The 21,777-nt window shown below is 52.4% G+C and carries 17 protein-coding genes; 8 read left to right on the forward strand and 9 right to left on the reverse strand.

Annotated features, from left to right (window positions below; all coding sequences use genetic code 11):
* The first annotated feature begins 3 nt into the window (after positions 1 to 3).
* The 4 genes from sapD (at position 4) to A6301_RS02800 (ending at position 3,615) form a co-directional block, all read left to right on the forward strand.
* Complete coding sequence (gene sapD / locus A6301_RS02785; RefSeq protein WP_107167547.1) at positions 4 to 996, forward strand: putrescine export ABC transporter ATP-binding protein SapD; 993 nt, start codon at positions 4 to 6, stop codon at positions 994 to 996.
* Positions 996 to 1,811: a putrescine export ABC transporter ATP-binding protein SapF gene (gene sapF / locus A6301_RS02790; protein WP_005972439.1), complete on the forward strand. Its 816-nt coding sequence runs from the start codon at positions 996 to 998 to the stop codon at positions 1,809 to 1,811. The genes sapD and sapF overlap by 1 nt, the downstream gene beginning before the upstream one ends.
* A 192-nt stretch (positions 1,812 to 2,003) precedes the next feature.
* Positions 2,004 to 2,792 carry an enoyl-ACP reductase FabI gene (gene fabI / locus A6301_RS02795; protein WP_107167548.1) on the forward strand — a complete coding sequence of 263 codons (789 nt, stop codon included), beginning with the start codon at positions 2,004 to 2,006 and terminating at the stop codon, positions 2,790 to 2,792.
* A 187-nt stretch (positions 2,793 to 2,979) separates the two neighbouring features.
* Positions 2,980 to 3,615 carry a hypothetical protein gene (locus A6301_RS02800; protein ID WP_107167549.1) on the forward strand — a complete coding sequence of 212 codons (636 nt, stop codon included), beginning with the start codon at positions 2,980 to 2,982 and terminating at the stop codon, positions 3,613 to 3,615.
* A gap of 11 nt (positions 3,616 to 3,626) precedes the next feature.
* Here the strand turns inward: A6301_RS02800 and A6301_RS02805 are convergent, their stop codons facing one another.
* The 8 genes from A6301_RS02805 to A6301_RS02840 all read right to left on the reverse strand — a co-directional run bounded on the left by A6301_RS02805 (position 3,627) and on the right by A6301_RS02840 (position 13,494).
* Entirely contained in the window at positions 3,627 to 3,992 is a 366-nt protein-coding gene (locus tag A6301_RS02805; RefSeq protein WP_107167550.1) for a hypothetical protein, read from the reverse strand.
* A gap of 5 nt (positions 3,993 to 3,997) precedes the next feature.
* Positions 3,998 to 4,372, reverse strand: coding sequence for a hypothetical protein (locus tag A6301_RS02810; protein WP_107167551.1), 375 nt, complete (start codon positions 4,370 to 4,372; stop codon positions 3,998 to 4,000).
* Positions 4,373 to 4,376: 4 nt separating this feature from the next.
* On the reverse strand, positions 4,377 to 4,763 hold the full coding sequence (locus A6301_RS02815) for a DUF6331 family protein (RefSeq protein WP_234257061.1): 387 nt from the start codon (positions 4,761 to 4,763) through the stop codon (positions 4,377 to 4,379).
* A 1-nt stretch (position 4,764) separates the two neighbouring features.
* Entirely contained in the window at positions 4,765 to 5,088 is a 324-nt protein-coding gene (locus tag A6301_RS02820; RefSeq protein ID WP_234257062.1) for a hypothetical protein, read from the reverse strand.
* Positions 5,089 to 5,189: 101 nt separating this feature from the next.
* Positions 5,190 to 6,161 (reverse strand): FAD:protein FMN transferase, encoded by a 972-nt coding sequence (locus A6301_RS02825; protein WP_234257063.1) that lies wholly within the window; start codon positions 6,159 to 6,161, stop codon positions 5,190 to 5,192.
* Positions 6,162 to 6,250: 89 nt separating this feature from the next.
* Positions 6,251 to 9,124, reverse strand: coding sequence for a flavocytochrome c (locus A6301_RS02830; protein ID WP_234257064.1), 2,874 nt, complete (start codon positions 9,122 to 9,124; stop codon positions 6,251 to 6,253).
* Positions 9,125 to 9,662: 538 nt separating this feature from the next.
* A complete protein-coding gene (locus A6301_RS02835; protein WP_107167556.1) occupies positions 9,663 to 12,029 on the reverse strand; it encodes a TIM-barrel domain-containing protein in 2,367 nt (788 codons plus the stop codon).
* A 154-nt stretch (positions 12,030 to 12,183) separates the two neighbouring features.
* Positions 12,184 to 13,494, reverse strand: coding sequence for an MFS transporter (locus A6301_RS02840; protein ID WP_234257065.1), 1,311 nt, complete (start codon positions 13,492 to 13,494; stop codon positions 12,184 to 12,186).
* 320 nt (positions 13,495 to 13,814) lie between these two features.
* Here A6301_RS02840 and A6301_RS02845 point away from each other — a divergent pair, with 320 nt between their 5' ends.
* Positions 13,815 to 14,885 carry a LacI family DNA-binding transcriptional regulator gene (locus A6301_RS02845; protein WP_234257066.1) on the forward strand — a complete coding sequence of 357 codons (1,071 nt, stop codon included), beginning with the start codon at positions 13,815 to 13,817 and terminating at the stop codon, positions 14,883 to 14,885.
* Here A6301_RS02845 and A6301_RS02850 read toward each other — a convergent pair.
* A complete protein-coding gene (locus A6301_RS02850; RefSeq protein WP_234257181.1) occupies positions 14,876 to 15,778 on the reverse strand; it encodes a LysR family transcriptional regulator in 903 nt (300 codons plus the stop codon). The two genes, A6301_RS02845 and A6301_RS02850, sit on opposite strands and share 10 nt — an antisense overlap.
* 294 nt (positions 15,779 to 16,072) lie before the next feature.
* Here A6301_RS02850 and A6301_RS02855 point away from each other — a divergent pair, with 294 nt between their 5' ends.
* From A6301_RS02855 to A6301_RS02865, 3 genes are all read left to right on the forward strand, one after another.
* Positions 16,073 to 18,385 carry an FdhF/YdeP family oxidoreductase gene (locus A6301_RS02855; protein ID WP_234257067.1) on the forward strand — a complete coding sequence of 771 codons (2,313 nt, stop codon included), beginning with the start codon at positions 16,073 to 16,075 and terminating at the stop codon, positions 18,383 to 18,385.
* A 237-nt stretch (positions 18,386 to 18,622) separates the two neighbouring features.
* A complete protein-coding gene (locus A6301_RS02860) occupies positions 18,623 to 20,557 on the forward strand; it encodes an exoribonuclease II (protein ID WP_215483622.1) in 1,935 nt (644 codons plus the stop codon).
* Positions 20,558 to 20,699: 142 nt separating this feature from the next.
* Positions 20,700 to 21,617 (forward strand): aldo/keto reductase family oxidoreductase, encoded by a 918-nt coding sequence (locus A6301_RS02865; protein WP_215483621.1) that lies wholly within the window; start codon positions 20,700 to 20,702, stop codon positions 21,615 to 21,617.
* The last annotated feature ends 160 nt before the right edge of the window (positions 21,618 to 21,777 follow it).

A 21,777-nucleotide genomic window follows, 5' to 3' on the forward strand; every position in this document is an offset into this window, starting at 1 on the left:
CCTATGCCATTACTTGATATCCGTAACCTGACGATTGAATTTCTGACCGCCGACGGTGCCGTAAAAGCCGTCGATCGCGTCAGTATGACGCTGAGCGAAGGTGAAATTCGCGGGCTAGTGGGCGAATCTGGTTCAGGCAAAAGCCTGATCGCTAAAGCCATCTGCGGGATCACCAAAGAAAACTGGCGCGTGACTGCCGATCGCTTCCGCTTCGATGATATCGACCTGCTGCAACTGTCGGCGCGCGAACGGCGTAAACTGGTCGGCCATAACGTCTCCATGATTTTTCAGGAACCGCAATCCTGTCTCGATCCGTCAGAGAGCATTGGTCGACAATTGGTGCAGGCGATCCCCGGCTGGACCTATAAAGGCCGCTGGTGGCAGCGAGTTAACTGGCGCAAACGTCGCGCTATCGAACTGCTGCACCGCGTCGGGATTAAAGATCACAAAGACATCATGGGCAGCTATCCCTATGAACTGAGCGACGGCGAGTGTCAGAAAGTGATGATTGCGATTGCACTGGCGAACCAGCCGCGTCTGCTGATTGCCGACGAGCCGACCAATGCGATGGAATCCACCACGCAGGCACAAATTTTCCGCCTGCTGTCGCGCCTGAACCAAAACAATAACACCACGATTCTGCTCATCAGCCATGACCTGCAAACCATGAGCAAATGGGCGGACCGGATCAACGTACTTTATTGCGGACAAACGGTGGAGAGTGCCACCTGTGAAGATCTGATCACCGCACCGCATCATCCTTATACGCAGGCGCTGATCCGCGCGATGCCCGATTTTGGCCGTTCGCTGCCGCACAAAAGCCGGTTAAACACCCTGAACGGCGCCATTCCTTCACTGGAACACCTGCCGATTGGCTGTCGGCTCGGCCCACGCTGCCCTTATTCACAAAAACAGTGCATGCAAACGCCGCCGCTGCTTTCCGTGAAGAACCACTTATATGCCTGCCACTTCCCGCTCAACATGGAGGAACCGTGATGGTTGAGATGCTGCTTGAAGCCCGCAACCTGACCAAGACGTTCCGCTACCGAACCGGGCTGTTCCGTCGTCAGCATGTTGAAGCGGTGAAATCCGTCAGCTTTACGCTACGTGAACGCCAGACGCTCGCTATCATCGGCGAGAACGGTTCGGGGAAATCGACGCTGGCGAAAATGCTGTCAGGGATGATCGCCCCGACGTCCGGCGAACTGGTTATCGATGATCATCCGCTGCATTACGGCGATTATGGCTATCGCAGCCAGCGCATCCGCATGATCTTTCAGGATGCGAGCAATGCGCTCAACCCGCGTCAGCGTATCGGACAACTGTTGGATGTTCCCCTGCGGCTGAATACCGATCTCAGCGCCGAAGCGCGCGAAAGAGCGATTAATCAGGCGCTACAGCAGGTCGGGTTACGACCCGATCACGCTTATTACTATCCGCATGCACTTGCGCCGGGGCAAAAACAGCGCGTCGGTCTGGCACGCGCGCTCATTCTGCAACCGAAAGTGATTGTCGCCGATGAAGCGCTGGCGTCGCTGGATATGTCTATGCGGTCACAGATTATTAATCTGATGCTGGAATTACAGGAAAAGCACGGTATCTCTTATATTTACGTGACGCAGCATCTGGGCATGATGAAGCACATCAGCGATCAGATTCTGGTGATGCAGGCAGGCGAAGTGGTCGAACGCGGCAGTACCGCCGATGTATTGTCCGCCCCGCTCCATGACCTGACGAAACGTTTGATTGCCAGTCATTTCGGCGAAGCGCTCAGCGCGGATGCCTGGCGACGCGACGGCGCACAACGTTAACCTCCGTGTATTCCGGCGGGCAGTACCGCTAAACCACTGGACGGTGGAAAATGGGGATACTGCTCGGAGTACCCCTACCGCCCCCAACATGGTAGAATTACGCGGTTTATTCATCTCGGTCGTCACCTGCCGCGTAGGTTTACGGGCACAGACGTGGCGATCGCAGCAACAATGATCACAAGGATTACTGCTATGGGTTTTCTTACCGGTAAGCGCATTCTGGTAACAGGCGTTGCCAGCAACCGTTCTATTGCCTACGGTATTGCACAAGCAATGCAACGTGAAGGTGCCGAACTGGCGTTCACGTATCAGAACGAAAAATTGAAAGCACGCGTTGAAGGCTTTGCCAGCGAACTGGGTTCCAGCATCGTTCTGCCGTGTGATGTCGCTGAAGATGCGAGCATCGAGGCACTGTTTACCGAACTGGCTAACGTATGGCCTAACTTTGATGGCTTCGTGCACTCTATTGCTTACGCACCGGGTGACCAACTGGACGGTGACTACGTTGATGCCGTGACCCGTGAAGGTTTCAACATCGCTCACGATATCAGCTCTTACAGCTTCGTCGCGATGGCGAAAGCCTGCCGTAAAATGCTGAACCCGAACTCTGCACTGGTTACCCTGTCCTACCTGGGTGCCGAGCGTGCCATCCCTAACTACAACGTGATGGGTCTGGCAAAAGCCTCTCTGGAAGCAAACGTACGTTACATGGCGAACGCTATGGGTGCTCAGGGCGTGCGCGTCAACGCCATCTCTGCGGGTCCGATTCGTACACTGGCCGCATCCGGCATCAAAGACTTCAAGAAAATGCTGTCGCATTGCGAAGCCGTTACGCCAATCCGCCGTGTCGTGACCATTGAAGACGTGGGCAACTCTGCTGCGTTCCTGTGTTCCGATCTGGCTGCCGGTATCTCCGGTGAAGTTCTGCACGTTGACGGCGGCTTCAGCATCGCTGCAATGAACGAGCTGGAACTGAAGTAAGTCATCAAAAGTAGCCTATCTTGGATAGGCTACTTTCTCTCATTCAAATATTCTCTACTTCTATTTATTATTCCTCTTAGCTTTTGGCTATGCATTTCTGCTTTCGCGTTAATAGCGAATACGGTATTACCGAATTATGGGCAGATAATGAGATAGCCGAAATTTACTATTTTACATGGAGTGTTATATGGTTATTCAAAAAGTCCGTGCAAACGACAGCTTTATTGAAGAATTGTTAAATGGATGGATTAGCGCAAATCAACGCTATGTTGAACTATTAAACAGAACAGATTGCTGCTGGTGGTACAACGAACGCACGAATGTCAGCGTTCTCGCTGGGGCGGCGTGGTCATTAGGCTGGACAGCGATTGAAGAATATCCGTCAGATAAGAAAATAAAGGGTTATACAGGAGAAAACCCTGATAGCAATACAAGCAAAGGTCGAGTTGATCTTTATATAAAAAATGAATTGGAAAGTATTGCCCTCGAGGCTAAGCATGTATGGCACAACCTAGATAAAAATATAAACAAAGATATCTGTTATATCGGTTCTGCACGCAGAGATACTGAGTGTCTGAGAAACCAAGCAGACCGCCATTTTGCAGCAACATTTATTGTTTTCTACACTAAAGAAAGCCTAAATGAATTTATTCTCGAAGAACGTATCACCTCTACGATTAACAATGCCATAGAAAATTTAGACATTGATTCAATTGCATATGCCTATCTTATCGATAATAAATCCCCCTTTATGAATGAGGCAAAATATTACTATCAAAGCGTTGCCGTAATACTGGAACAAGTTGAGCTAAACCTTAAGTAAGTGGTTATCCATCACATATCCTTCGGAATCAAACCACAGTCCAGCAACAACACACCGGGCGACGGCCTGACGGGATGATTGTTCACATCCAGTTCGGTCCAATATTCACGTCGTTCGGTTTCATGATCCTCAATAATACGATATTCCGATGACGGCGTTGTGGTACGGGTAGCAGGTAACTGAATCACGCTGGCAGAAGCGGTTATTTGATGCCGCTGGCAAAATTGCAGGCACTGAATAGCATCGTCGAGTTGCAGTTTGCTTTGTAAAGCAGACGTATCCCCCTGTGACAGGCGGCTAACGGCTTGCCCCCGCAAAGCCATTAGCGCATTGAGAACATCCGTGAAGCGGTATTGTGTTTTATCTTCAGGCATCATTATTCTTATCGAGTTGGGAAAGGGACATCCTGTTTTTTCAGCAGAGACACATCAATCAGATAACGCAGCATATTCCGATCATATTCCAAATCGGTACTGGCGTATTGTTCCGGTTCGCGATTTACCCATGAATCAGTTACCCGAACGCCAGCCGGTGAGCCATCGAGCCTCAACGCATAGATAAAAAACCCCGTCCAACTCCGATGAAAACAGAGCCAGCCGTCCTCAAAATAGATAAACCATTTATCTTCCATTTGTTTTGGAACAATACCGTGCTTCATTTTTTCCGCTTCAGCGTCTGTAAACAGGGCCTGAAAGTTAAGCGGCGTCGTTTGCTGCGGTGCGGGGAGACGTTTCCAGTCTTTTGCCTGAGCGTGCATAAATTTACTCGTTTCCTTGTGGCAAGCTGGTAAGAATATGCTGCAACAAAGCAATAAAGGCTTGTTTATCTGCCAAACCATTCAGCACGCGGCTGGATACCACCGTGGTGTCCAGTAATGTGATCTGCTCAATAGCATTGTGCAACATAGGGCCGAATGCTGCTGGTTCCTGTTTGCGTGCGGTGGCATAGAGCGTCTCAGCATAAAAATCAAAGGCATCAAAGCCGCAGCAGGCAGCCATACACTCGGTTTCAATACGTCGCAATAAAGGTAACAATCCTTCGAGCAGGTAATCAACATTAACAGCCTGCTGATACCGTCCCGTTAAATCAGGCAAGACAATGCAGTCGTCATCTCCTATCAAGATAAAATTTTCCTTAATAAGCGCCATGTTAGTCTCCTTCCACTTCAGTCCCATACATCAGGTATTCCCATTCAATGAATTTCTGAAAAGAACCGGTAAATTCTACCCGAGGGAAGTTGGCAAACTCCCTTTGCATGGCCCAGGTAAGGTGCACAACGGATACGCGATCGAACTCCTGAGTATGTTTCAGCAAGATGTCATCGCTACCATCACGATAAGCGATGACTGCTATCTCAATGCCATAAAGTGGATGAACTGTGGGTTGTTCCTGTTGATATTCTGCCAGTAAAGCCTGCTGTTTCTTACCGTTGGCATATTCCCAGCCGGCGGGGAGTTTTGGTGTAGAAGACATTGTACGTCCTTGTGTAATAGGAAAAATTCATTCTGCCGACATGGAGAGGAAATCGTACACCAGTAATTGCTACACAGAAAACGCTGATGAAACGTTCATTTTCACAACACCATCACCGAATAATCCTTATCCAGCAATTCAAACCTATAATGTCGCTGAGAAGAAAAGATAATTTCTCGCGTTTTTGTCACAAATATCGCTTCAATATCCGGCTGGTGTTGTAAAAACTTGATACCTGCGTCCACGCCCATGCCGTAGAGCAATGTCGTATAGATATCACCATCGAGGGAATCGTTCGAAACAACCGTCACGCTATGTAGTTCATTATCCAGTGGATAGCCCGTCCGGGGATCGAGAATATGATGATAGATACGATCGTCCACGGTGAAAAAACGCTCATAGACGCCGGATGTCACCACGGATTTATTCTTCACCTTAATCACACCGAGCAGGCTATCGCGATCCGCAAAAGGTTTCTGCAATCCCACGCTCCATAGCCCTTGTTCATCCGTCAACGCACTGCCGATAGCCAGCACATTGCCTCCCAGATTAATCAGTGCATCCTGAATAGCGTGTTGATGCAGTACGTCCCTGACGATATCGGCAATATAACCTTTCGCAATCGCGCCCAGGTCGATCTCCATTCCTGCTTTTTCTAACAATACGGCGCAGTCTTGCTCTCTAAGGATAATGCGTTCGGGATCGGTTAATGCCAGCGCCCGATCTATCGATTCCCAGTCAGGCACCGTGCTGCCGCTAAAACCGATTTTCCAGAGTTTGACGACAGGGCCGATCGCCACGTTAAAGCGACTATTTTCAAGCAGACTTACCGTTTTAGCGCGCTTAATCAGCGCAAAGACAATCGAGCTTACCGAAACGAATGCTTTCCCCGCCGCATGGTTGATGCTCATCACTTCCGACTGCGCTCGATTAACGGTGAGCAGATCTTCAAGCTGCTTGATGCGTTGGAAAACTTGCCTGACGGCGGTTTCATCATGGACAAACAGTTTGAGCAAAATGGGGCTGCCCATTAGGTGAACGGAATAGACGTAAGCGTTATCGACAGATGGCATAGGGTAGCTCCCATGAACAGATTGCAGTGCAGAGAGTAAACGGTCGAAACAGGGCGAACGCCCTTTCAGGGCGCTCGCCAGCGGCTCCACTATTCCATCATAGCCGACTGTCTTTCAGCGATGTTATCCGTGGATTTCACAAACCTGGCTTTACGCGCCTTAGCCGGCAAAAAACCGGAATGGCGCGGTGCTCGAGCATACGCCGCGGCCTGAATCCCCGCCTGAATACCGAAGATAATGATATCCGCCACGGCGTTGCCGCCAATGCGGTTCGCACCGTGAATCCCCCCCACCACTTCCCCTGCCGCATAAGCGCCAGAGATCGTCTCTTTGTGACGGTTCAACACCTCCGCTTTCGCGTTAATCGTCACGCCGCCCATCGTATGGTGCACGCCTGGCGCAACTTTAATCGCGTAGTAAGGTGCCTGATTCAACGGGTCGCGCATGCCCGTTGAACGACCAAAGTCCTCATCGTGTTTGTCGGCAATAAAGGTATTGTAGCGTTCAAGCGTGGCTTGCAGAGCCGCCTGCGGTATGTCGAGTTTCTCGGCCAGTTCCGCCACGCTACTGGCGCTGACGGTCAGCCCTTGAGCGACATATTCTTCAACTGCCCGATTGCGATTTCTGACCTGTTCATCAAACAGGATATACGCGTACTCTTCCGGCAGGTTGACGATGGCGGACGAGACGTTATCCCGCGTCTCCATTTCGTTAAAGAAACGTTCTCCACGCTGCGACACCAGAATAGCGCCACCGCCGCGAATGGATTCGGAGATCAGATAAGACGTCGTCTGTTCAACCGTCGGATGGGTTTGAATTTCCCCCATGTCCACCGTATCTGCGCCGATCTGCTCCAGCAGACGAATGCCGCCACCCGTTGCGCCTTTATGGTTGGTGGTGACGAAGCCTTTTAGGTCTGGGCGGTATGACTCCACCATCGCCTGATTGGCACTAAAACCGCCTGTCGCGACAATCACCGCTTTTGTCGCAATCAGGCTCACTTCCTGTTCATCATTGACGACTCTGACGGCACTAACCTTGCCCTTCTCCTGCACAATTTCGGTTACCGACGTTTCCAGCAGCACCTCAATATTGTATTTATTGAGGTTCTTAATCAGCCCGCTGACCAGATAACCGCCCACCGCTGCGCCGTTGGCAGGGCGATGTGTTCTGTCAACGCTCATGCCGCCCGTCGTGGTGATATCACTCAACTCGATATCGTGCTGCGCCAGCCAGTTAATCGCGTCAGATGCGTGATCGACAAAATATTGCACCAGCGTTGGGTTATTTTTCTGTTTTCCGCTTTTCAGCGTTTCGTTATAAAACAGCGCGTGGCTATCTTCGATGCCTTTATTTTGCTGGAAGACCGTTCCCGCCGCGTTCATACCAGCAGAGGCCTTAATTGTGTTGCCGCCGATGACCGGCATCTTTTCAATGACGATAACGCGAGCGCCCTCTTCACTGGCCTGAATCGCTGCCGCCAACCCCGCGCCACCGCTGCCAATCACCACGACGTCCGCTTCTCGGCGCGCATCTGGGTTACCGCCATCGGCAATAATGGCGTCTTTGCTCGATTTCACCATCGCCTTAGTGACGGCTTTTTTAATCGCTTCACTTTGCGCCGTTGCGCCCGTTACGGCATCAACGTGCGGACTGTTGGTATCCAGAATGCGTTCGCGAATAATTTCAAAACTGATTTTCAGCGAATCATCAATCTCGCTATTACCCAGCGCAATATCGGCGACCCGGTTTTGCTCGAAATGGACGGTAATTTGCAGTTCGCCACATTCGTCCTGAACGTTTTCCTGATACACCCCAGATTTAAATTTCTTACCGGTTAAATTTACGTCCCGAATCATGGCTTCGACTAATGAAAAACGCCACAGCGGTTCGGGAATCATTAATGCTTCACGTTTATCGCTGGCAATATACAGATCGAGTTTTTTCTGTTGGGCAATACAATCCGTCCAATCTGGATAAGCGATACAGGCTCTGCCAACGGCAATCAGGTCGTAACCCTTTTCTAACGCCGCCTCGGCATCGGCTTGATTGACAATATCTCCTACGCCAATAACCGGAATCGCCGCTAATGTCGCAGAACGACGCGCAACATATTTTTTAATCAGCGGTGTCGGATCGTTTGTCTCGATAATCGATGAGCGCAAGATATTGCCCATCGAGAAGTGGACGTAATCCAGTCCGCGCGCCGCCAGTTTTTCCAGCAGGTAGAGCGAATCATCAAAATGAATGCCCGGTTCTTCGATTTCTTCTGGCGAGAAGCGATAGCCGATGATAAAGGACGGATCGGCGTACTTACCAGCGACGTCATGGGCAATATCCAGAACGGCAAGCGGAAACGCCGCGCGTTTGTCACGGCTGCCGCCCCATTGATCTGAGCGCTGATTAGAGTGAGGGGAATAAAATTGCTGGATCAGGTAGGTGTTGGCTCCGTGAATTTCTACACCATCGAAACCCGCCTGAATGGCGCGATGGACGGCATCACCAAACTTCCCAATCATCGCTTCAACTTCATCACCTGACAACGCGACCGGAACGATGGCACCCGCGCGCGGTGCCGCGATGGCGCTAGGGGCAACTGGCGTCGCACCGCCAATGAAACGCGGCTCAACCATACGGCCGCCATGATAAATTTGCAGGATCGCCGTCGAGCCTTTTTCTTTAATCGCTGTCGCAATTTTGGCGAGTCCGGCAATTTTATCGTCGTTGTCGATCCCTATCGCACCGGGAAAGGCCAACCCTTTGTCATCAATAAAACAACACTCCACAATCACGGTGCCGATGCTGCCAGCTCTGAGCTGATAATATTCCACCAGCTCTTTGGTTACGCTCCCATCGTAAAACCCACTACAGGTGGTCATGGGGGCCATCAGTACCCGATTTTTCAGCGTCGCACCGTTGGGGAGTGTAAAAGCGGCAAATAAATCATGGTGATTATTCTTCATAGCGAATACTCCACTTAAAATAAAAACTCTGTTCGCAAATGAATCGGAAGCTGCCGTATTTGTTTTTATTAATTTTTTTGGCTGATAATTTGCGAACTTATTACTTACCAAGTATCTATTTTTTTAACGGTTATAAAATGTTTTTTTACTATTTAAACTATTTTGTAGTTCCGATTTTATTAAGGGTATTCGCACAACTCTTTTTTATATTTAATATTCCATTTACTTCATTAACATTTCATTATCCTGAAAATAACCAATCAGATATTATTGATATTCTGCATAACAAAAAAACGCCCCGGTAAACAAATAAGACCGAGGCATCAGACCGTTGACAAACCTATTTTCTGAACGAGAACGGGAGTAACGGAATAGAAGAGTAAAGCGTTTGCGCCATGGATGGCGCAATCCGAGCGTACATGGATGTATTTACAGCGTCTTTACGATCTATCCGTTACCCCCGCCCTGCGGACTTCGTCAGCAACCTCACACCCCGGTAAACAATAATACCGGGGCGCAACAGGAAGAAATAAAATGATTATTGGTATTGATAGGTATCCGTGAGAACGCCGTTGATATACAGCTGGCGCCGCTCTCCTGACGGCAAGCGCAGCGTCGCGTGTTTCCATGCTGGCTGATATCGTCCCTCTGATGTGAACGTGATATCAATCCGCTGGCTATCCGTACGAATTTCCCAACGCAGCCACAGCGCGTTCCCTTCACGCCACTGCCACGTTTCTCCGTCATCTTCAAACAGCAGTCCGCTATCTGTACCGCCTGCGACAGGCGGAAAGAGCAGGAATTCGCGCTGTTCGTCTTCATGTTGGCTGACATACGCCGTCCGCCCCGACAGCGGGATCATCGCGCCCGCTCTGACCATCAGCGGCAGGCGCTCCAGCGGTGCATCCAGCACGATCGTCTGTCCGCCGCTGAACCATTGGCCGGAATAAAAATCGTACCAGCCAGAGGTATTCGCAGGCAGGTACACCGCCCGCCGACGCTGCTCTGGCTCAACCACGCTGGCGACCAAAATGTCTCGCCCCAGCATGAAATCATCGGTTTCCTCCAGCGTCGCGCGATCCTGTTCGTGATCGAGGAATGTCGGTCGCAGCATCGGTTCATCGTCTGCACTGGCTTGCCAGAGCAACGTATAAAAATACGGCAGAAGGCGATAGCGAAGTTCAATAGCGCTACGTATCGCCGCCGTTACAGAGGGATACATCCACGGTTCGTTCACCGTATGATCGTCATTCCAGGAATGGATGGTGAAACGCGGATGCATCACGCCATTTTGCACCCAGCGCACAAAAAGCTCGGCGTCCGGTTTGTCACCGGAGAAGCCCCCAACGTCATGCCCGACATTAAACAGCCCGGACAGGCTCATGCCAACGCCCATTCGGGTGTTGTAGCGCAGCGTCTGCCAGTTGGTACGGTTATCGCCGCTCCAGGTCTGCACGTAGCGCTGCATTCCCGCACAGCCGGAACGAGAGATCAGATAAGGACGCAGCGTCGGGGCGAAACGCTGCTGTGCCTCCAGCGAGGCGCGCATCATCAACAGCGGCATCAACGGACGAATATGTTTGATCGCCATCGGTTGGCCGAACCCATGACAGCGGGCTTCACCATCCCAGACTTCATACTCGTTGTTGTCATTCCACGTCGAGTCGATGCCTTTCTCCAACAGTTGCCGGGTAACGTTTTCCTGCCACCACGCCACCGTTGCCGGGTTGGTGAAATCAAGATGAGAGCCTTCATCGTCCCAGAAGCTGGAGCGCTCCGGCATATCAGATTCGGAATCGCGGATAAACAGCCCTTGCGCCGTCACCTCATCGTATTTCGGATGATCTTGCAGTAAACAGGGTTTGATATTGGCCGCCAGCTTGAGGCCCACATCGTGGAAAGCCTGCGACATCGCTTCCGGCTGGGGAACTTTGTCGTAATTCCAGTTAAACACATAGCGCTTATTATTAATCGACGTGTAGCCCGACGAGAGTTGAAATGAATCACACGGAATATGGTGTTCACGGCAGAGCGCAATAAATTTCATCAGTTGCTGCTGCGCATCCGGCGCATCGGTGTAATGCATGGTCGAACCGCTGTAGCCTAAGCTCCATTTTGGCCCAAAGAGCGTCTTCCCCGTCAGCCGCACAAACGCTTTTGTCACATCGAGCACGCGCGGCCCGATGAACAGGTAATAGTCGAGATCGCCCGCCTCCGCCTGATAACGTCGATAAGCCAGATGGTAGTTATCGATTTCATTGCCGAGATCGAGCCAGGTCGTGCTCAGGTTATCGTAAAACAGGCCGAAGCTGACATCGTCGCGTCGGGTAATGGTAAACGGGACATGCTTATACAGCGGATCGGTACTCGCCGCGTTGTAGCCCATCGCATCCAGATTACGAAACTCAAACCGGCGTCCGGTGCGTTCAAGATCGCCCGCTTTTTCACCCAGACCATAATAGCGCTCGGTCGGGAAACGGCGCTGATAGTGCGCCACGCCATCACCGTGCGGGTTCAATAGGTAGGCGCTAGTCGGCCTATCGGCGGCAAACGGCTGCCATTCGCCTTGTTCATCCCGATATTCCCACACCAGCCACAGCGGCTGGTGAATCGTAATGCGCATCCGCTCGGTGCTGATACGCAGCGTGTCATCCACCTGTTCCAGTGAAAACCCCGGCAGGCTAAAACCTGCGCTACTTTCACGGTTGCGCCCCTCCCAGGGAACATCCTGCTGCGGCGCGATGCTCCAGGTACGGTTCAGCTTCAGTGCACCGTTCTGCTTAATCAGCACGCGCGCCAGCATTGGCTCCAGCACATAAAGGCGAAAAACATGTCTATCGTCCACCAGCAGTTCAACATGGTCGTCGCTCTGATGACGAAACACCCAATTTTTCAACGTTTTCATACAGCATCCTTTTCAGGAAAAAATAAACCAGCCGTTGCGCTTAATGCAGGTTAAGCTCATTTCTAGGAGAAACACGGGGATGAGGTTCTCGTAGGGAAGCCTCGCCCCGTGGTCGCTCCGTGTATCTCGCTTCTTAAACGAACGGCATAAGCCGTTATGCCTGTGAACGCGTTTTCCCACGGCGTTCAGCAATAAAGGCGATAAGGAAGATGGCGCCGATCAAATCGAAGAAGCCCATCGCCACAAATAGCGGGTTAAAACCGATTTTGTCGGCGGTGACGCCAATTAACAGTGAGAACAGAAAGCTGGCAATCCACGCAAACGAACCGCGCATCCCGTTCACGGTTGCCATCTGCCCTTTATCGAACGATTCCACGACCAGTGCGCTCAACATGCAGGAAATCACCTGATGGCCGACCCCGCCGATGGAAATCAGCAGAATCGCTACCCATGGATCTTTACTGATGGCAACCAGCGCTAGCGACAGCATGAGAAACGCACCGGTGACCGAGCTAGCTACAATCGAGTTAACACGCGAGCAGCCAAACCAGCGGGTGTAGAGTCGGGTAAGGTAACCGCTGGCGACGCTGCCCAGATCGGCGGCAAGAAACGGCAGCCATGCAAACATCGCAATTTGCTTCAGATCCATACCGCGTTCATTCGCCAGATAGAGCGGTACCCAAAAGCTGAGCACGGCCCACGCGGGTTCCGCCATAAAAGCGGGAATAGCGATACCGTAAAAGCGTTTGTTTTTTGAAACGGTCTTCAGTGCGGTAAAGAAAGGCAGTTTGACCGGCGGAGCTTCATTGTCCTGACGGATGAAATCCAGCTCCTCGCGGCTTAAATTGGGGTGATCTTCCGGGTTATGGTAGAACAGCCACCACAATACCACCCACATCAGCGCCAGCGCACCGGTGAACATAAATGCGCCCTGCCAGCCCAGATAGGCATGCGCGACGACGATAATGGGCGGTGCCAGCATCGCACCGATGGAAAAACCGACGCCAGCCCAGCCTGCCGCGATCGGTCGCTCTTTCTTAGGGAACCATTCGCCCAGGGTTTTGGCGTTCGCCGGTGTTGCAGCGGCTTCGGACGCCCCCATAAAGAAGCGTAGAATCGCAAGGTGCAGCCAGCTTCCCGCCCCCGCGTGGAAGATGCACATCAACGCCCATATCACCGCACAAATCATAAAGCCCATTTTCAGACCGATGACATCGATCAGCCAGCCACAAATCGGCTGAAAAATGGTATACGCAAGCTGGAATGCACCCACAATCCAGGAGTATTGCTCGGTAGTGATGCCCATACTGGTTTTCAGTTCTGGCGCCAGAATACCGAGCGAGTTACGCGTGATGTAGTTAACAGTAACGCCGAGTAAAAACAGGCTCAGCACCCACCAGCGCAGATTTCTGAATGTCCGTTTACCTTTGGTAGCGATGGAAGACGGATTAATGTCGAGACTCATGGTGACTCCTTTACAGGAAAGTAGGGTTACATTGGTCTGATATCTCGGCGGCATTTTTGTATTTATAGCCTATCGGACGATCGAACCATTTTTATCTCATTGTATTTATTAGCTTAAACCCCATTTCATTACATATAACCACTGAAATTGGTTTACCAAATTGAGAGTAGAACAATTGAAAATCGTGAAACACTCACTTTTTTGAAAACATTTTCATGCTATGGTTAAAATGCAAACAAAAACCTGTTTATATTGCCTGAAAACAGGAAATGTCTGGCTATGAAAACTTTGTCATTTTCAAAGGTGAACGGGATCACAAAATGAAAGGAAACCTGAAAATCCGTGAAATCGCGCAGCGGACGGGCTACTCGATCAGTACCGTTTCACGCGTACTGTCTGGTCAGTCCAATACCAGTGAGAACGCCAAAGCGGATATTCTTAACTGTGCCAGACAGTGCGGGGTTCTGACCGATCTCGCCAACGGCCGCCTGCTGTTAAACGGGCTGACTATCTTCGCCCCGCCGCGTGCGTTTGATATTCGGTCCGACATCTTCTATCACAAAGTGGTACAGAGCATTATTGATGCCCTGAAGCCACACGATGTGCGCGTGCGATACTGCGGGTTGGAGGAAAATGACAGCGATGCGGCGCTATTTTTAGACAAAATGCGCGATCCGGCCACGGAGGCGGCGCTGCTGATTGGTATCGACGATCCCTATATTCACGCGCTGGCGGCAGACAGCGGAAAACCCTGCATATTGATTAACTGCATCGACCGCAAGATGAGGTTACCGGGTGTCGCCCCCGCGCATCGGCTCATTGGCGAGTTCTCCGCCCACTATCTCTTTGAACAGGGCCACCATACCGTGTTGACGCTGTTATGCCTGCGCCGTTACACAATGGAACTGCGCCTTGATGGCATCAGAGATGCCTATCAGCACCATAATCTTCCTTTCTCAACCGAAGATCATTTGCTGGCGTTGGATAATTTCAGCACGGCGGATGCAGAGCACGCGATGACCGATTTTTTAGCCCGCTGCCCACGGAATAAATGGCCCACGGCGATTCTGGCTGGCGGTGATTTCATCGCGGTTGGCGCGGTGAACGCGCTGAACAAGGCTGGATTGCGCGTCCCGCAAGACGTCTCGGTGATGAGCATGGATGGCTTCAATCTCTCCGCTATTCACGACGTGCCGCTAACCTCGGTACATGTGCCGCGTGAGGCGCTGGGTGAGGAGGCCGTCAGACTGCTGCAATATCGTCTGATTCGCCCCGACGCCCCCGTGGGCAACCTATTGCTCAACGGTACGCTAGTGATTCGCCAGTCCGTCAGACGGCTTCGCGCTAGCAAATCGGTTGCCCCAGTGCAGGACAAAAGCCTCTATGACTGAGCCTGCAACCACTGCTGCGCGACATCAAAGAAATTCTGTGCCAGCGGCGTCGCTCTACCAGCCTGCGCGATGACAACCGCAGGCTGGCGGCGCATCGGGGGAAATTGCAGCGGGCGCAGTGTTAGCGCGGGTGTCATCTCTGGGATCAGGCTACCGTGGGGCACAATCCCACACCCAAGCCCAACGTAGACGCTTTGGATCAATTGCAGAACGGAAGCGCTTTCCACCTTGACCCACGGCGAGACGCCCATTTCACGAAAATGGCTATCCAGATAGCGACGGAAATAGCGGCTGGCTTCTGCCAGACAGAGTGGCACCTCGGAAAGCGCATCGAGTGCCAGAGGCGCATCCCCCACCAACTGCGGAAAATGGTGCGGATGGAACAGCAGATCAACGCCCCGCTCCGTCAGCGGCGACGCCTGAAAGTGCAGTTCCTGTAGCGTTGAAAATTCAAAAAAGCCGATACCAACATCCACCGAATGCGCATTCAGCGCTTCCAGCAGTTGATCCGCACTGAACAGCGAGATCTGGAAATCCAACTGCGGGTATTTCTTATTCACCGCCGCCAGCAGGCTCGACAATGCGATACTGCTTTGCGGCACCGCGCCGATGCGCAATACCCCACTTACGCCGCGCTTCAGCGAGGCGACTTCCAGCTTTAATCCCTGATAGACCGAAACGATCTCACGCGCCCAGGCCAGCACGCGCTCACCTTCGGCCGTGAAGCCTTCAAAATTGTTACCCCGATTGATTAACGCCAGATCCAGCTCTTTCTCCAGATTTTTCAACCGCATGGAGAGCGTGGGCTGACTGACAAAACTGGCTTCCGCTGCCCGGCCAAAATGGCGTTCCTTCTCCAAATTGCATAGGTATTGCAGCTGTTTAATATCCATCGCCAGGCTCTGTAGTGGGTAAGCGACAAGTATACCTTGATAAGCCACCTCTATCCCACCATAGCCGCATTTGATTAGACGCTGTCGCCGACGACACCTAAACTTCAAACCAAGAGCAAACATTTAAAGTTTTGTTCACATAAAAAAAACAAACCCTAGATAATTCGAGTTTCAGGCCGGCGGCAACGCAGCGAGTCCCCAGGAGCTTACTCAAGTAAGTGACTGGGGTGAGCGAGGCGGCCAACACACCTGCAACTTGAAGTATGACGGGTTTATTCACCTGCGGAACATGTTATGAAATTCAAACCATCTATCAAGCCATACCGCAACGCGGCTGGCGGCTGGGGCTCGTTGGAAGCCACCACCCGTTTTGTCCTCGACAGTAAGCAAGCGCTGAAAAATATCCGAAACTTGTTACGGGTCAATAAATCGAAAGGGTTTGACTGCCCCGGCTGTGCCTGGGGTGATGACAACAGCAGCACGTTCAGCTTCTGCGAAAACGGGGCGAAAGCGGTGAGTTGGGAAGCAACGCGCAAGGCAGTCGATCTGGATTTCTTTGCCGCCCACAGCGTCACGACGCTACGCCAGCAAAGTGACTATTTTCTTGAGTATCAGGGGCGTTTAACCCACCCGATGCGCTACGATCGCGCCAGCGATCGCTATGTTCCCATCGACTGGGACGCCGCTTTTGCGCTGATCGCTCAGCATATCAACAAGATGGCACATCCTAATCAGGCCGAGCTTTATACGTCCGGCCGTGCCAGTAACGAAGCCTCTTATCTGTATCAGCTTTTTGGCCGTATGCTAGGCACTAACAATTTTCCTGACTGCTCGAATATGTGCCATGAAGCCAGCGGCACTGGCCTGAAACAGAGTATCGGCGTCGGCAAAGGCACTATCCGGCTGGATGATTTCGAACACGCTGACGCGATTTTCGTCTTCGGTCAGAACCCTGGCACCAATCATCCACGTATGCTGCACAGCCTACGTCACGCCGCCGATCGCGGTGCGCACATCGTTTCCTTCAATACGCTCCGCGAGCGCGGTCTGGAACGTTTTGCCAATCCGCAAAATCCGCTGGAACTGCTCACGCCGCTGTCCGGCACCATTAGCGAAACCTACCTGCAACCCAATCTGGGCGGTGATATGGCTGCCGTGCGCGGCATGGTAAAAGCGCTGCTGGAAACGCATCGTCAGCGCCTGTCTGACGGAGAGCCGGGGTTATTCGATCAGGATTTCCTGTCCACGCATACCCAACAGGTGGATGAGTATTTGGCGGCTGTCGATGCGACCAGTTGGCAGAAAATCGAGCAGCAGTCCGGCTTGAGTGAAGCACAGCTACGCTATGTGGCGGCAATTTATCAGCAGTCACCGCGCGTGATCTGCACCTGGGCGATGGGCATTACCCAACACAAGCATTCCGTCGCCACCGTGCGCGAAATCGTAAACCTGCAACTGCTGTTTGGGCAATTGGGGAAACCGGGCGCGGGGCTGTGTCCGGTACGCGGTCATAGCAATGTGCAGGGTAACCGCACGATGGGGATCGATGAGAAACCGACCGCTGCGTTTCTCGATCGCCTGGCCGCACATTATGGCTTCACTCCACCTTATGCCGCAGGCCACAACACGGTAGAGGCGCTGGAAGCCATGTTGCGCGATGAGATAAAAGTGCTGATCGCATTAGGTGGTAACCTCGCCGCCGCCGCACCAGATTCAGCACGCACCGAAGACGCTCTCAGCCGTTGCGATCTGACCGTACATATCAGCACCAAGCTCAACCGCAGTCATCTGGTTACTGGCAAGGTCGATGCATTGATTCTGCCAACGCTCGGCCGTACCGATCTCGACATGCAGGCCAGCGGCGCACAGTTTATTACCGTCGAGGATTCCTTCAGTATGGTGCATGCCTCGCAGGGTGTCGGGCAGCCGCTTTCGCCGTTGCAGCGCTCGGAAACCGCGATTGTTTGCGGTATTGCCAATGCGGTTCTCGGCAATGAAAAGCTCGACTGGCTGGCGCTGGCGGACGATTATTCACGCATCCGCGATCATATTGCCGCCACCATTCCTGGCTTTACCGATTTCAACGCCAACTGCGACCTGCCGGGCGGATTTTATCTCGGCAATGCCGCCGCAGAACTGCGGTTTAACACCCTCAACGGAAAAGCCCAATTCGGCCATGCTGCGCTGCCCGATACGCTGTTCCCGCAGCTACAAGGCAGCGATGTACCCTTTACGCTGCAAACCCTGCGTTCGCACGATCAGTACAACACCACGATTTATGGTCTGGATGACCGCTATCGCGGCGTTTATGGCCAACGGGAAGTGCTGTTCATGCACCCCGATGACATTGCCGCGTTAGGGCTGGAAGATGGCGATCGGGTCGATATCGAAACGCTGTGGAACGATGGTATTACCCGCATCGTCAACGACTTCAAACTGGTGAGCTACAATATTCCACGCGGTAATCTGGCAGCCTATTACCCGGAAACCAACCCATTGGTGCCGCTGTCCAGCTTTGGCGATGAAACGCACACGCCGACGTCGAAGTCGGTGCCCGTTAGCGTTCGGCGCAGTACGCAAGCAGAGTCTCTGCTGCGTATCGCTTAAGCCTCTCTTCATTAGGGGCTATGTCATAGCGTAAACCTCCCCCCTGTCGTGTCGCAAAACCAATAGCGCACACGACAGGGCTTCTCTCAAATCAGCATTGACTTTATTCGAATTTATTCGCGCTTTCCCCGTCGTTATACGGCCACGGCTCCCCCGATTATTCTTGCCGCCAGCACCTGATTCGAGTAAAACTGTGAACTGCTAATTAAGCCACTCACAATCGTATTTCTGGACGCTATGTTTCAAGATAATCCGCTGCTTGCACAGCTAAAACAGCAACTTCACTCTCAGACACCGCGTGTTGAAGGTGTCGTCAAAGGTACCGATAAGGCATTTGGCTTTCTTGAGGCTGACGGACAAAAAAGCTATTTCATTCCCCCTCCGCATATGAAAAAAGTGATGCACGGCGACCGGATTACCGCCACCCTGCATACGGAAAAAGATCGGGAAATTGTCGAACCAGAAACGCTGATAGAACCTTTCCTCACCCGATTTGTTGGGCGCATTCATAAAAAAGACGATCGCTTATCCATTACGCCTGACCACCCGCTGCTGAAAGACGCGATTCCTTGCCGCGCGGCGCGCGATGTGACACACGATTTTCAGGATGGCGATTGGGCGGTAGCCGAAATGCGCCGTCACCCGTTGAAAGGCGACCGTGGCTTCCATGCCGAACTGACGCAGTACATCACCACGGGCGATGACCCACTGGTGCCGTGGTGGGTGACGTTGTCACGCCACAATCTGGAGCGTTCTGCGCCAGAAGTGGAAACCACTGAACGCCATGACGGCGAGCTCGTCCGTGAAGATCTGACTGCGCTGAACTTTGTCACTATCGATAGCGCCAGTACCGAAGATATGGACGATGCGCTGTATGTGCAGGACAACGACGATGGTTCACTGCAATTAACTATCGCCATCGCCGATCCTACCGCGTATGTGGATGCAGGTAGCGAACTGGACAACATTGCACGCCAGCGCGCCTTCACCAACTATTTGCCCGGCTTCAACATCCCGATGCTGCCGCGTGCACTGTCGGACGATATCTGTTCCCTGCTCCCGAACGAGCGTCGCCCCGTCCTCGCCTGCCGCGTGACGATTGCCGCCGACGGTGCACTGGGTGACGATATCCACTTCTTTGCTGCCTGGATCGAATCCAAAGCCAAATTAGCGTATGACAACGTCTCTGATTGGTTAGAAAATCAAGGCGAGTGGCAGCCACAAAGCGAGGCCATTGCTGAACAAATCCGTTTGCTGCACCGCCTCTGTCTGGCACGCAGTGAATGGCGCACCGCGCATGCTTTAGTGTTTAAAGATCGCCCGGATTATCGCTTCCTGCTGGGTGAAAAGGGCGATGTCTTGGATATCGTGGTTGAACACCGCCGCATCGCCAACCGTATCGTTGAAGAATCCATGATTGCCGCCAATGTTTGTGCGGCCATTGTGCTGCGCGATAAACTGGGCTTTGGTATCTATAACGTGCACAACGGTTTCGATCCCGCCTCGGTTGAACAAGCGGTTGCGGTACTGGACACGCATGGCGTTCAGGCTGATGCACCGACGCTGCTGACACTGGAAGGCTTCTGTACGCTGCGCCGCGAGTTGGATGCCCAGCCGACACAGTTCCTGGATAGCCGTATCCGCCGCTTCCAGTCTTTCGCGGAAGTGAGCACCACGCCGGGGCCACACTTTGGTCTGGGGCTGGAAGCCTATGCCACCTGGACATCCCCGATTCGTAAATACGGCGATATGGTGAACCACCGTTTGCTGAAAGCGGTTATCACCGGACAAGCCGCAGAAAAACCACAAGATGACATCACGGTACAACTGGCCGAACGCCGTCGCCTTAACCGTATGGCAGAGCGCGATGTCGGCGACTGGCTGTACGCCCGCTACCTCAAAGATAAAGCCGGCACGGACAGTCGCTTCAACGCTGAAATCATTGATGTCACACGCGGCGGTCTGCGCGTTCGCCTGTTGGATAATGGCGCGGTGGCGTTTATCCCGTCCTCCTTTATCCATGCGGTGCGTGATGAGTTGGTGTGTAGCCAGGAAATGGGCACCCTCTCGGTGAAAGGTGACGTGGTTTATCGTCAGGGGGATACGCTAGACGTCCTCATCGCTGAAGTGCGTCTGGAAACCCGCAGCATCGTGGCAAAACCCGCCGCATAATAGTCACACCGCCGAGTCATCTCGGCGGACAACCTCTCCGCACGGGCGTTCACAGCGAACCGCCCCGTGCATCATCAGCGTTTATTCCGCCACATGGTTTATCAACGGCAGGCGTGTAACCATACTAAAAGGAGTGTTCCCGATGAAAAAAATAACAATCGGCACATCCGCGATACAAGCGTCCAACATTGCGTTGGGCTGTATGCGAATGGCGAAGAAAAGCACGGATGAAGCGGCTGACATCCTCAATGCATCCGTTGAAGCCGGCATTGATTTCTTCGATCATGCCGATATCTACGGCTCTGGCTTGTCGGAAGAGGTTTTCGCCGCAGGTTTACAGAAGACGTCCATCCGCCGGGAATCGATTTTTCTGCAATCCAAGTGCGGCATCCGCAAGGGGTTTTTCGATTTTTCCAAAGCGCACATCGTCGCGTCCGTTGAAGGCAGCCTGCAACGCTTAAAAACAGACTACCTTGATGCGCTCCTGCTGCACCGCCCAGACACGCTGTTTGAACCCGATGAAGTCGCGGCAGCATTCGATGAACTGGAACGCAGCGGGAAGGTTCGTCATTTCGGCGTCAGCAATCAGAACCCGTTACAAATTGAGCTACTGAAGAAATCCGTACGTCAGCCGCTTATCGCCAACCAATTACAGTTCAGCATTATGCACACGGGCATGATTGATGCGGGTTTTAACGTCAATATGACGAACCCCGCATCGGTGAATCACGACGGTTCAATTCTGGAGTACAGCCGCCTGAATTCGATGACGATTCAAGCCTGGTCACCTTTCCAATACGGTTTTTTTGAGGGCGTTTTTCTCGACAATGAGAAATTCCCCAAGCTAAACGCGACAATTGACCACATCGCCAAGCACCATAACGTCACCAACACGGCGATCGCCACCGCGTGGATTCTGCGTCACCCTGCCGACATGCAGGTGGTTATCGGCACCATGAGCCCAGAACGTATCCGTGATATCGCTGCGGCGTCTACGCTGACGCTCAGCCGCGAAGAGTGGTACGAGATTTACCGCGCCGCCGGCAACGTTTTGCCTTAAGAAACGTTTTGTCTTCAGTACACAAGCCCTGCTTATCCCTTGCAGGGCTTCACCTTTTTACCGCTCCAGCACGTTAGCCCTTGTTTGGCCTTTAATTTTCTTTACAAAAATTCACCTTCGCTCACATTTTCTCATCCATTCCCTTCTCTTCGCCATTAAA

Source organism: Pectobacterium sp. IFB5596, from assembly GCF_021432585.1.
In the GTDB taxonomy this organism is placed as follows: domain Bacteria; phylum Pseudomonadota; class Gammaproteobacteria; order Enterobacterales; family Enterobacteriaceae; genus Pectobacterium; species Pectobacterium punjabense.